3 protein-coding genes are annotated in these 14,266 nt (G+C 44.5%); all 3 read left to right on the forward strand.

Features of this window, described 5'->3' with window-relative positions:
- Positions 1 to 175 precede the first annotated feature (175 nt).
- The 3 genes from H70737_RS15090 to H70737_RS15100 all read left to right on the forward strand — a co-directional run bounded on the left by H70737_RS15090 (position 176) and on the right by H70737_RS15100 (position 13,950).
- On the forward strand, positions 176 to 5,782 hold the full coding sequence (locus H70737_RS15090; protein ID WP_042188448.1) for a golvesin C-terminal-like domain-containing protein: 5,607 nt from the start codon (positions 176 to 178) through the stop codon (positions 5,780 to 5,782).
- Between the two features lie 343 nt (positions 5,783 to 6,125).
- The gene (locus H70737_RS15095; RefSeq protein ID WP_042188450.1) at positions 6,126 to 7,067 is read left to right on the forward strand and encodes a hypothetical protein; all 942 of its coding nucleotides are present in this window, start codon (positions 6,126 to 6,128) and stop codon (positions 7,065 to 7,067) included.
- Between the two features lie 109 nt (positions 7,068 to 7,176).
- Positions 7,177 to 13,950: a stalk domain-containing protein gene (locus H70737_RS15100; protein WP_042188452.1), complete on the forward strand. Its 6,774-nt coding sequence runs from the start codon at positions 7,177 to 7,179 to the stop codon at positions 13,948 to 13,950.
- Positions 13,951 to 14,266 lie beyond the last annotated feature (316 nt).

Below are 14,266 nucleotides of genomic sequence, written 5' to 3' on the forward strand. Positions count from 1 at the left end.
TTATAAGAAATTCTTAAAATTAAAGAAATTTCACAGTTCTGTAACATGCTATGATAAAACCGACAGAGCGGGCTTAGTCAGAAGGATAAGACTAATTGCTTCTATACGATCTTCGAACAAAGGAGGGCAACATTATTTTGAAAGCGTTATCAACACAAGGGAGGCTGTGAGTTGTATGATAAAAAGGAAGCTGTTTTTCTTAATCGTTTTCATCGTGACGATATTAGTTCCTTTCAGCCTAGTCGGAATAAGGACCGCATACGCGGAGCCCTTACCGTATAAGACGATTATCATCGATGACGGGAGCATCACGATCAATGATGTTGTGACACCTGATGTGGGTAACGAGAACAACGGATATTCAGCTCCAAATTGGACCACAAGTACAGGGGTGAAGGGATATGATAACTCCAGTTCTAAATATACGAGTACAGCAGGCAGAGCGATATCCTGGAATCCACGATTGGAAGCGGGAACGGCGAAAATTTCGTTATACAAACTTAATTGGGAAGATAAAGCAGATAGCAATGTAAAAATTGAAATCGTCCACAATGGAACGACCGATATTCTCTATATGGATTTGCGGCCTTCATTTGGTGCTCCTGCGGGATGGGTTGATTTGGGAGAGTACTATTTTTCCGGAGTTGGTAAAGAATTCGTTAGATTAACTCGGTCTACCAGCACAACCAGCACGATAATTACTCGTGCAGATGCGGTCAAGTTCGAAGGGAATCTTCAGCAAAAAGAGCCGCATAAGACGATCATCATTGATGATGGAAGCATCACGATTGATGATGTCGTCACCACTGATGTAGATAACGCAAATAACGGGTTCTCCGCTCCTTATTGGACTACAAGTACGGGAGTGAAGGGATATAATAATTCCAGTTCCAAATTTACCGATGCAGTAGGAAGAAGCATCACATGGAATCCGCGATTGGAAGCAGGGACGGCGAAAATTTCATTCAACAAGCTTGATTGGGCGGATAAAGCAGACAGTAATGTTAAAATTGAAATTGTTCACAATGGGATTACGGATGTCATGTTTATGGATCTGAGGCCCTCGTCAGGCCCATCGGCCGGATGGGTTGATTTGGGGTCCTATTATTTCAGTGGTGATGATAGCGAATTTGTCAGACTGACTCGAACGCAACCTACGACCGGAAAGATCGTTACGCGGGCCGATGCGGTCAAGTTTGAAGGGAATATCCGGCAGCAAGCTCCGCCGTTGCCTCCGCTGCGCAGCCGTACATTGGCGAATCTCAGTTACACGGAAAAAGGCAGCATCGAGAATGCCAGCTACAAAGTAACCTTCCATGAAGCAGCTTGGGATGGTGGCAAATCCATCGTTCGTGATATGTTCTACAAGGACACGGATACGGGGAACTGGGTGCCTGTCAATAATGTGGCGGAAAGACTTGAAGAGCAATGGGTCTTATTGGATGGGAATTCGGGGAGTCTAACCAATTACTACGATACGATGAACAAACGCTGGATTACATTCGACGAGATTGATTTCCCTGACAGCCATACGGCGATATTAACCGATTCTTCACATGGAAGCGATTACGATTTACAAGTGAACTGGTCCATGTCAGGGGACAAACCTGATGTTTCCTTCGCTTTTACACCCCGCCGGGATGGCAATTATGTGATCGGCTATCAGTCTTTCACAACAGAGCAGATCTCTGGCGTCAATGAAGTGTTAAATGGTTTCAGGTCACACGCCAAAATGGTAGGTTCGGTGGAATCAACAAGCTTAAGGGAGCTAAGCGCTCCAATGAGTCTGGTTGAAAAGAATGACGGTTCGGGCAATCCATTGACGTATGGGGTATTTGTACCTTCGGATGAGCTTCCGGTTGAATTTGAACCGACGGGAGGTGTTACGAAACAAAGGCTTGGCATGAGCCTTGTCAACAACGAAGGTAGCGTGCAGCCAATCTTGTATGCTCCTCAATTAGGGACTTATTCGCAAATGGCCGCAGAAAGCACTTATAAATTTCATATGGGACTAATCGCTCAAAAAAGCAATTTGTATGAGTCCTACGCGGATATTCTTCGCAATGAGTACAGTTATTCCGCATACCGGGAAAATGTATCAGATCAGTCGCTCACTGACGCGATGTTCAATATGATCGATTTACTTAAGATAGAGCCGCAAGGGGATGACTCTGTTGATTATGTCCCGTCACCCAGCGGATGGTGGAGCCGTGCCAAGGGCTTTATTGACATCGAAAACGAGGATAGTGTTCGAACAAGCTCGAATGCGGTTCTTTTGGGGGCTTACTATTTGACTGGGGATGATCAGCTCTACGATACTAGAGCATTGCCGTCCGTTCAGTATGGCTTATCGCGAAATGGTATAGGCTGGTCGCCGACGCAGAAGCCAGTATACGGTGTGCCGTCGTTATGGAAAATGGCAACCTTGCCGTTTGATTTTTCAAGCGTAGCCGCTGTCAATCAGATGATGGGGACTTCGGCAGGAATTGGGGCGCTGGCACAGGAAGAGTACCTCGTGCGTGATCCTGACCAGAAAGACCGGGGTCCTGTCATTCAGCCTCTGATGATGTATCGTATGACGGGAGATGCGCAGTATTTACAGGCTGCCAAGGATGCAGCCGACAGCTATATCATGCAGCATATTGATACGCCTGCATCCGTAAATGTGAGTAAAAATGAGTTCATTTATTATTATAGCAAGCTGTGGATGGAGATCTTGGAGCTTTACGAGGAAACTCAAGATATCAAATACTTGAATGCTGCTTATAAAGAAGCCAAACGGTATGCAACTATGTTCGTTGCTCGTCCAGTTCCTGAAGGTGCCGTTACGATTCCGCAGCCTGAGACGTATAATTACGCGGAGTCGTTCCATTGGCCGGAAAGTGGTAAATATCAATATCCTCGGATCAAGCTCCCAGAAGATGTAGCCGGAGGCGTACAAGCGGATAGTTGGCTTGTCTCTCCCAATGGATTGACGTTTGAAGCGGGAAGTACAACTGGTTATTATCGGATGAATGCTCAGGAAGCTCCATTCATGCTGAGATTGTCGCTCTATACAGGCGATAAATTGCTGCAGGATATTGCTCATAATGCAGTCATCGGACGATATTCGAGCTATCCAGGTTATTACTATAAGGGCTTCGCCGTTAGTCAACTTGAACCGGAGTTTCCTCTGGAAGGCCCAAGCGGGGCTACATCCATCTATTATCACCATATACCGGGACAGCTCGGGCAAACGATGGATTATTTGATCAGCGAGCAATCGTTGAAATCGAATGGAAGTATTACATTTCCTTCTGTATTTGAAACTAATTTTCTATGGTTCAAATATCACCTCTATGGAAATAATCCAGGTCATTTTTACGGTAATTCCAACGTTTGGCTCTGGATGCCTAAGGGGATAATTCAGACCAACCATTCTCAATTGAATTGGATAACGGGAGAGAGCGGGAATAAATTCTACATCGGGTTAAGCAACGAATCGGCAACTGAAGTTCAGACTCCGATCGAATTGAATGCGCAAATCATTGGGTTCAACCCGGCACAAGATTATACCGTAACCATCATCCGCGACAATGGCACACCAGAGCAAGCGGTTATGAGTGGCGGAATCATTCAAGCCACGGTTTCAAGCAAGGGAATAACCGCTATCATAGTGGAAGGACTCAACATTGAAGTGCCGCTGCACCAGGTCAGAACTGCTGAAACATCGGAAGCAAGCTATTTCTTCGATATCCACAGTCCAATAGATGCGGTTAAAGGCATGCTGATCGTCAAGCCCGACGAAACGGCTTACGATGCTTATGTGCAGGCAAAAACGACGAAACCAGCGACGATCCATTATTCCTTGGATGGCGGGGCTACGTATACAACTATTCCAGATAAGATCTATCCGATGGAATGGTCGATACGGGTAAACGATTTATCCCAAACCTTCACTTATTATGTGGAATCGGACGGGAAACAGACTCGCAAGCGGACTCTCTTTCTGCCTGATCAGGTAACCGAAACTCCAGCTCAACCGGATTGGCAGGAGGGTTCATCCATCATTGTGGATAATACGGAGGCAGAGACAGAAGGGATCTGGATACGGGATACAACGGCTAACGACTATTACTATGATAACTATGTGTATGCCAAATCGACTGCCGGCACAGCGACAAGTAGAATTAAATGGCGACCTGAGCTGCCGGAAAGTGTTACTTACAGTGTGTACTATAAGCTTCCGCAAATAACCGCTGCTAGTGAAAATTGGGCAACGAATGCCTCATTTACCGTTTATTATAGCGGAGGCTCCGAGACGGTTACCGTAGATGAGACAGCGGCCAATGGGACTTGGGTGTACCTGGGTGCTTATCCTTTTGCAACAGGCGATAGTGGGTACGTGGAATTAACCAATAAGGCCAATAAGTCACGGGTAGTTGCCGATGCGATGATGTGGGTGGACCCGAACAAGATACCGCAATTGGAGTCTGCGGTGATCCTGTCGAATCGGAACGAACTGCAGATGACTCAAACCGCACAACTAAGCGTAACCGGCTATTTGGATAATGGTCTGATTGGTGATCTATCACAGGCAAATGTGCAGTATTTCGTTGATCGAACCGATCTGGCTGAAGTGGACAGTAGCGGTTTGTTGACCCTTCTAAGTCTCGACGGGGAAAAGGATCACATTGAGGTATGGGCCACTGTAACGATTGACGGGTTGACCTTAACAACACCGCCTTTGACAATTGCGATCAGGGACTTAACGGTTATTGTCGACAGTACGAATACGACTGGGTTGTACACGACAGAAGGGTCTTGGAGCCAAAGCAATTTAGCCGGATACAAAATTGGCGTTAAGTCCCGTTACTCTACCGTTCAAGGATCCTCAGCCACGTGGAAAGGCCAGTTTCCAGAGGGAAAATATACGGTCTCCATCTACAAGCTCGTCCATACGACGGCAAATGATAATTATGTCAAAGTGGAAGTGAAGCATCAGTCGGTTACAGAGGTCACGTATATCGATGCAACCGTTGGCTCGTCGGGGTGGGTTAATCTAGGAACGTTCGATTTTACTGGAGACGGCAGCGAGTATGTTCGTTTAACAAGGGTTACTCCGACAACGGTAGATCCGCCAACTCTACCTGCTGATATGATTTATACGAGGGCTGATGCAGTCAAGTTCGAACGGCATTCCAGTAGTCTGCCGTTGCTTGCAAATGGGGTGCCAGGTAAACCGACACTATCGAATAATAGCGGTGTTGCGACAGGCTTACATGATGGCAATTATGAGGTTACGATGAATATGTGGTGGGGAAACAATGGCACATTGTATAAGTTGTACGAGAATGACCAATTGATCCAAACGAAGTCACTCGCCGATGTTTCGCCAGCTGCCCAGACTTCCATTATTCCTATTCAAGGAAAGCCGAATGGAACCTATGTGTATACATGTGAGTTATCGAATTTGTATGGAACGACTTCATGTGATCCACACACCGTCACCGTGACTGATGCGAAGCCCGGCAAACCTGTTTTGTCTAGTGACAACTGGGATCAAGATGGGGACTATAACATTACTGCTAATATGTGGTGGGGCACGAACGCAACACAGTATCGATTATATGAAAATGGCGAACTTATTGAAACGCAATCTTTATCTTCACAAACACCAAGTGCTCAATCGGCCACTACACAAATTTCAGGGAAATCTCCTGGCATCTATCAATATCGCTGTGAGTTTATGAATGGAAGTGGAACAACGGAAAGTGATACTATACAGATTATTGTAAAATAAACCTATGAGCTGAGTGGATGAGAACAATCCATTCGGCTTTTTTATTTCTTGGAATTTAGTATTGAACTATGTAAAATGCTAATCATTCAAGGCTCACAACTGAGTGATATTTACATAATACTGCTCATGCTAGATAAGCAGGGTGTTTTCAACCAAACGTGGTATTTTGAACATGTCAAATTTGTTTTAATTCAGTCTAAATAAGCGCTTACATTAGAGGGCAGCTAAACTTACAATTATGTCTAACCATTTAAATTTGGGAACTTCTCCAGCAACGGCGATGAATTTCACTGTCATAGACTTTCTTGCAAAGCTAGGTTGAATATTTGAAAGGTGGGGCGTCATGGGGATTACTAGACGAAAAGCAACCGTGATTATTTTGTTTACCACTCTGATTGTTCTTGCTTTACTCGTGTTGAGTTTAACTAACAAAAAGGCGGAGCTACCTGAAGATTGGATATTTACAGTAGATGGATACGCCGTAACAGAGGACGAATTTCAATTTTATGTCAAGGAGCAAAGAGCTATAACGGCAGACTATTTCTTCAGAACTTATGGGGTCCAAGTAGATGAGGGCTTCTGGACACGTCAATACGGAGAAAATCATGAAACCCCAACTGAATACGCCAAAAAATCTGCAATGACTGCATTGCTAAAGACCAAGCAGGAGCAATTTATTGCAGATGAGCGGGGGATCGCCCCTTACAAAAGCTTTGATGAGCTAAAATCCGACATGGAAGATGAAAATGTTAAGCGAGCTAAGATGGATGATTCAGAAGGGACTTACTATGGATTGCCTCAGTTTGATTTAAATCAATACATGCAATATTTAAGTGGCGCCCGTTGGCCGGATTTGGTAGAAACGCAGGTTAAAAAAACGAAAATGAGCGAAGCAGAGTTGCAAGTTGAGTATGCATCAAAAAGTGCGGAATATGTTCGTGTTGCAAATGAATTGACGGCTGCGTTAGCGACAGCGGGACAGGCCAAGGAAGAGAAAGTGCTAAACCGTTTGGATATATCCAAAGAAGAAACCGAGTCTCTTAAGTTCTGGGAGTCTTTAGCTGCTGCTTCTGTAGGTGAGACAGTAATCGGTAAATATATGGGCGAGGATGTCGTTGCCACATTAACCACAAAACCGGAAATCACCAAGCTTAAACTGGAAGAAGTGAAAGATTCCATTCTATACGGATCGGCGGAGTCTGACTTGCGAGCGTTAATTGCAAATACGAATAAGTTGAAGATCGTATATAACGGTAATCGATTCAGTGAATTAGTAGTGAACTAGAATAGTTATGTTTTTAAGTTTATAAAAATCTATGTCTATTGAGGCTTCCATAGATGCAGATTTTTTATAAAGTATTAATTTATTAATTTCAAAGGGAGGAAGTTTTTGGATGATACGATCGAAATGGATGCAAAAAGCTTTGTCGATGATTACGGCAACTTCGTTGGTGTTCCCTGGTCTGTTCGGCTTGGCGCCTTCATCTGAAGTGTCAGCTGCGGGAGGGGGCGAATCTTTTGACTCTGTTGTACTAGAATTGACACAAGCGGCAGGTCAGGCAGGCAGGGTGAATCTTACCTATAAAGGTTCGCCTTTAAGCAGTCTCGTGAAAGGACCGGTTATTGACGAGGTTAATTATGATTCCAGCAATGCGAATCTTTTAACTGTTAATAATCAGGGGAACATTACTTTAGCTAGCGGTTATACATTTGCGTTGCCAGATGCTCCAGGCATCCCGGTGACAATCACGGCCGCGGCGAGTTATTACCATGACTCAGATGTATTATTCATGGAGGATTTCGAGAACAACAATGGTCCAATGACATCAACTGGCAAATTAGGTTCGTCATACACGCTTTCCGATGCTCAGTCCCGTTCTGGATTGAAAGCGATTACACCTTCGAATGATACGAATAATGAAAATGTAACCCAAGACGTGGCATTGCCGGCAGGTAGCAATTATAAGATGACGGCATGGTATTTTGACCCGTATCCTGATGAGGAGAAGACAGCGACGGATAGAACTCAATTTGCTATTGTAGATGGCAAAAATGCCACCTTTGCCGGGACATTCTATCAAAGTTCAGAGGCTGATGTTATTCATAACCCGACTAGATATACTTGGGCATATGCACCATCATCAGCGGGTACAGCAGGCAACCGTTGGAAAGATAGCGGGGCTTTACGTTCCACAGGCTGGCATAAATTCGAGTGGCTCATTACACCGAATGGTGCGACTTTACAAATAGACGGAACATTAATATCCGATTCAGCGCAAAGTAATATTTACAAAGCTATGAAGAGCGGTACAACCATTCAGCCTAAAATAGCTGGAGGATGGAACAACCAGTCAGGTAACAAAGCTTATATTAAAAATAAACATCTAATCGACGATTTTTATGTTGTTAAAGATGTGGCTACAACAACAGGAACCAGAACATTAACATTGAATTTGGTACCTCCCGGTGGATTGCCAAATTTAGAAATAATCACTCAGCCAACAGCGGCAGAAGTGAAGCAAGGTGAGACAGCAACATTTAGCGTTGCGGCATCAGCCGCTGCTTCAGCATATCAATGGTATGTATCTGACGACGAGTCTGGCTTGAACGGGACAAAAGTCAGCGGAGCTGATAAGGCGCTATTAACGCTTCCCAATGTGGACGCAGCTTCACAACAAGGCAATTTCTATTATTGCGAAGTGTCTTCGGCAGACGGAATTGTGGTGAAATCCAATGCTGCACCGTTGTTGATAACCACCAATACACAGGTGAATGCGCCAATTAAACCGACGCTTGACTCGGACACGGGCATTTATAGTGGCGCTTCCAATTACGGTGACACCCTTGTAACACTGTTCAAAGACGGTGGACCTGTTGGTTATTATTTATCGAAAAATGGAGGACCCGACCAGCCTAACAATCACGAAAGGCATCATGTTCTGCCCTATGCAAGGGCACTGGGAGTGGGCAACTACACGGTTACAGCCATTGTCATTAATAATGCGGGGGACATCAGTGAAGAAGTTGCAGCATCCGGAATATTAAAGATCGAGAAATTGCCTGTACCGGTAAATGTCAGATGGAACGGCACATACGCTACATGGGACCGCGTCGCTAACGCATCTGCCTATTCGGTTCAACTCTTCAGTAATGGAGTGGCTAAAGGAAGCCCGATTGCAGCAACAAGCAATGATGCGGCTTTGTCCCCGACTTTAAATGATACATTTAAAGTAAAAGCAAACGGCAATGCAACGTCACGATTCTTGGACTCTGATGAATCAGAGGAGAGTGCACAATATTCAGCCAACATTGCACTAATTCGCCAGAGCGATACTTTACGGGCAGGAGATAGAACACGGTTAATCGTTGACACTGCTGATGTGTTCGTTGCTGATAACATCAGCTTCAGACCGGCAGATCAAGACAAGGATAAGATTGAAGTTGATGATGCCGGATTCGTGACGGTTAAGAAAGGTTATGTTCCGACAGGGAACGAAGAGGTCACTGTTCAAGTAAGCGTTGATTACTTCAATAAGGCTGACACTATGTTTTACGATGGATTTGAAGGGGAGAAGAAATTTTCAAATGGTGCGAACGGATATGTTCACAGCGATGTGATGTCCCGTACCGGAGGAAAAGCCGCAACATCAAGCGGCGCCGGTCAGGTGGCTACTGTTCCAGGTACCTATAATTACGCCCCTGCAACCGGTAAGACAACAATCGTTACTGCTTGGTACTATGATGATGGCAGAGCGGCTTCCAATGACCACGCTGTCTTTGGCTTAACCCCATCATCCAATGAACATATCGCAATAAATTATGGCAATGGAGATGGCGATTGGGCCACAAATCTGACCAATTACGCAGTCAGACCCGGTTCATCCGGGAGATTCTATCCTGTAGATGTCAAGCGAAGCGAAGGCTGGCATAAATTCCAATGGTTCGTTACATCAACGGGAACGACCTATAAAATCGATGGAAAAGACATTAGAAGGCAATCAACAGATGGCGGCAATTTTGATACCCTAGTTAAGAACAATATTTCCAAGATCGATGCATTGCAGCTTGCTACGAACTGGGGCAACAAGGCTGGAACGATTAAGGATATACAGAACAGGCACTTTATCGATGACGTATATGTTATCGATAGTGGAATAACAGCCCAAACCGGAACATCTTCTATTACGCTAAAGCTCATGCCCAAAGAGTATAGCCACTTAGAAGACAGCACATATGTTATTGGTCTGGACGACTATAATATCACCGTAAATCCTGATTTAGCAGATCTAGCTGGAGTGGAGATCGGCGCTGTAACACTGCAGCGGGATGTGGATTATACGGTTAGCGGTAATGTATTGAAAATTAACAAAGAATCATTCGCAAGAAATAATATCGTGCCAGGAAAATATACCATTAGACTGGATCTGAATCCTGCCGAAATCACATTCGAGTTGAACATTCTACCACTTGAAGTCCGTGATTATTATTTCTCCAATAACGGTGACGATCATTCAGATGGACGCACACCGGCTACGGCATGGAAATCAATCTCCAAGATTAATGAATATGTATTTATGCCAGGTTCAACCATTTATCTGGATGCGAATAGCGTATGGAACGAACAAATCAGACTGCGCGGCAATGGTGAGGAAGGAAATCCGATTACGCTTACAAAATATAATACGACCGACCCTAACCGACGCCCGATAATTAATGGTGGAGGAACAGCGTCAAGCCCATCAGGCATTTCCTTAAACGGTACAATTGAGTTATATGACGTTAACTATTGGGTAGTCAGTGGAATTGAAGTAACGAACATCGGCAATAAAGCAGGTGACGGCCGTTCTGGTATCGCTGTAATGTCACGGATTTCCAAGCTGGGACAAGGTCAGTTTAATATTCAAGATTATGCTGATGCTCGTATGCAAGGAATCGTCATTCGAGATAACTACGTTCATGATGTTAATGGGCTGCACCAAGCAAATGGAGCAAGTAAGGTATCCGGCGGCATCATTATTAATGGTTATGTAGATATATTGGTTGAAGGAAATAAAACCCTTCGCTGCGATAACGAAGGTATTCGTAACAATGCCTACGGACCAAGCAATCCTGGGACGAATAACACAGGCATTACTTGGAGTAACTCAAGCTATCCTTGGGCATCAAACGCTGTGTTTAGAAACAACTGGATTTCTAGTTCGGTTGGAGATGGCATTGTTATGTCCGGCGGGAACAACTCCCTTGTGGAACGAAATGTGGTCACAGACAGCGGATACAGCTATTTAAGCGATAAGAGCGGCAACCTGGTTACGAACTGGGGGCCAAATAATACAACGCCAACATATCTAGGTTCGCAAAACTATGCGGCAGCGTGGATTATGGCAAGTAAAGGCACGATCTTCCGCTATAATGAAGCCGTGGACAACCCTTATCATGCAAGTAATGACGGTATGGCATGGGACATTGACAACTATTGTCAGGACAATGTGTATGAATACAATTACAGCCGAAATAACTATGGCGGTTGGTACTTACAGATGAATGCTGCCAAGGGCAATATCGTTCGCTATAACATTAGCGTGAACGACGGTCGCAGCCCGGATTTTAACAAGAGCTTTAACAGTCTTATATTACTTGCGGGAGGTTCTTCAACGAGCGAGGAATTAAGCGGATTATACTATAACAATGTCATCGTCACACCATTGAAGAATAGCAGTTCGTTAGTATTTGATCCGACGGCCTCCAACTTGCATATTTATTTCCAAAATAATATTTTTGCCTACACTGGGGCAAACAACCAGGTTGGTCTGAAAGGCGGGGGAACATCTGCTTCATTTGCAGCCGGACGTTTTACGAACAACATTGTATATCCGGCTAATCTTTTTGGTAGCATGAACGCAGGCGGAGGCGGGTATCTAGGTGCAGGCGTAACAGCAACTGACAACCGCTATGTATCGGAAGAGGAACTTAACTCTATATTAAATGATTATAAATCTGCGCCGGAACATTGGATTACCAACAGCGGAAAAGTTGATGCCAAGCTTGATTACAGTGCGATGAACGGGTTCCGTCTTGCTGACGGTAATAACCTGGCCTATGGTGCAGGTGCCGAGATTGTAAGCCCATATGTGGATCGCGCGAACGCTCTGCCTCATATGACGGAGAGAACAGACTTCTTCGGCAATCCACTTAGCGGCAGAACGCCTTCCATCGGCGCACACAACCCTTATGCGGTAACTTTTGATTCCAACGGTGGCAGCGAAGTGGTGATGAAGTTCGCAGATATGGGCGGGACAATTACCGAGCCAACAGCGCCGACAAAAGAAAACACTGTTTTCGGCGGTTGGTATCAAGATGCAGGATTAAACGATGTCTGGGATTTCGTTGCTGATCCTGTTTCAAGGGATATTGAATTATATGCGAAATGGGTTGAAGACGCAGGTACTGCGCCAACGATTACGACGAAATCGCTTGCGGATGGCAAGGTAGGACAACCTTATTCGGCAGTTCTTACCACTGACAGCGATAAGCCGATCAAATGGGCTGTTGTAGATGGTCAATTGCCATCAGGATTGAGCTTGGATGAAGATGCAGGTGTTATCTCGGGTACACCGGATCAATGGGGTCAATTTACATTTAAAGTTCAAGCTAACAATGACGCAGGCAGTGACTCGAAATCGTTCAATATAGTTATTACTGAAGATGTCTCAGTTGACACAGCTCCGGAGATTATCACTAAGACTTTGCCGAGTGGCAAAGTTGGACAACCGTATACGGTAACATTAGCGGTATACGGCAGCGAACCGATTACTTGGAAGGTCCAGGGAGGAGATTTACCAGTAGATTTGAACCTAGATGAAGCAACAGGCGTTATCTCGGGTACGCCTCAAGAGGCAGGATATTACGAATTCACTGTTGCAGCAACGAATGATTTTGGTATAGATAAGCGAGTATTGAGCATCGAGATTAAAGAGGATAAGCCAGTGGAAACAGCTCCGGAGATTATCACTAAGAATCTGCCAAGCGGCAAAGTTGGAGAACCTTATACGGTAACATTAGCGGTATACGGCGACGAACCGATTACCTGGACAGTGAGAGATAATTATTTACCTGCAGGGTTGAAATTAGAAGGAGCTACGGGTGTTATTTCAGGGGTGCCTAATGAAGCGGGAACATACAAATTCACTGTTACGGCTTCTAACCATGCTGGCATGGATACGATAGAGTTAACTATCGTAATTACTGCAAATAATAACGGCGGAGGATCAGGTGGTCAAATCAGCACGCCGACTCCTTCTCCAGAATCACCGGTAGCAGATCTTATTGATGCTACAATCAAAGAGCAGCTGATGAAAGGCAATTCCATTGCATTGACGATGTCAGCCGGAAAAGATGAGCTTGAGATTCAAAACGATACGATCGGTGCGATTATTAAAGCCAACAAACCGCTAACCGTTACGAATGACACCGTATCTGTTGAATTGTCCCCTGAATTGTTGAAGCAGTTGAATACAGGCAAGAGTATGAAGGTTGTCATTAAACCTGTAAATGATAGAGACGGAGTTATAGGGCGGGGATATGAGTTGAAGATCTTCGTGGATGGCCGGGAAGTAACGGATTATACAGGGCTTATACCCGTAACCTTCGATCTGTCAAAAGAGAAGTTGTCGACTAACGATATTAGCATGTTATGCGGTGTCATGCTTCGATTAGACGGTAACATGGAACGCTTAGGCGGCAAATATGACCATAAGACAGGTAAATTTACCTTCACGGCAAAAGGACTAGGCTATATCTTTGTTACAACCAAGCCTGAACCTGTGAAATTAGAACTTACTCTAGGTAAGAAAGGGTATAAATTAAACGGAATCGAAATGAGTATGGATGTTGAGTCGATGGTAGTTAAAGGCAGAACTTTAGTGCCACTGCGCTTCGTTGCGGAGAGCTTAGGAGCAAATGTAGGCTGGGATAACATTACGAAAACCGTAATGATTACCTTGGAAGGTCAGACTTTGTCCATTGCGATCGGTGAACTTGCACCAGGAATGGATGTTGCAGCTGAACTTGTAAACGGACGTACTATGCTCCCGTTACGCTTCATTGCTGAATATTTTGGTGCAGATGTATTCTTCAATAATACTACGAAATCCATTAGTATCATGAAGTAGTATTCGCTAACAATAGCAGCTACACACGAAACCCTCTAACATGCACTGCAGCGTCTCATAAAGATTCGTTTCGAGGACGTTGAAAAGGCAATCGCTGAATAATTATGAATATTTCATTTTCAGTTATCATCAAAAAAGTCTTGATGATAACTGAAATGCACCCCTTAGAATAGATATTGGATAAACCCCCTGGTTTGTCCGATGAAATTCTAGGGGGTGCATTTTTATGGCGATTAAAGGGTAGAAGTTTAAGACATCTCAAATGAGATCACAAAAAGAGGCCATTCGTTTACTTACGAACCCCCCCCGAGAAGTT

This window comes from Paenibacillus sp. FSL H7-0737 (assembly GCF_000758545.1).
Classification (GTDB): Bacteria; Bacillota; Bacilli; order Paenibacillales; family Paenibacillaceae; genus Paenibacillus_AQ.

Bases quoted from the DNA above. Each gene is read 5' to 3' on its own strand.
- H70737_RS15095 (WP_042188450.1), top strand. From the start codon at position 6,126: ATGGGGATTACTAGACGAAAAGCAACCGTGATTATTTTGTTTACCACT.
- H70737_RS15100 (WP_042188452.1), top strand. From the start codon at position 7,177: ATGATACGATCGAAATGGATGCAAAAAGCTTTGTCGATGATTACGGCA.
- H70737_RS15090 (WP_042188448.1), top strand. From the start codon at position 176: ATGATAAAAAGGAAGCTGTTTTTCTTAATCGTTTTCATCGTGACGATA.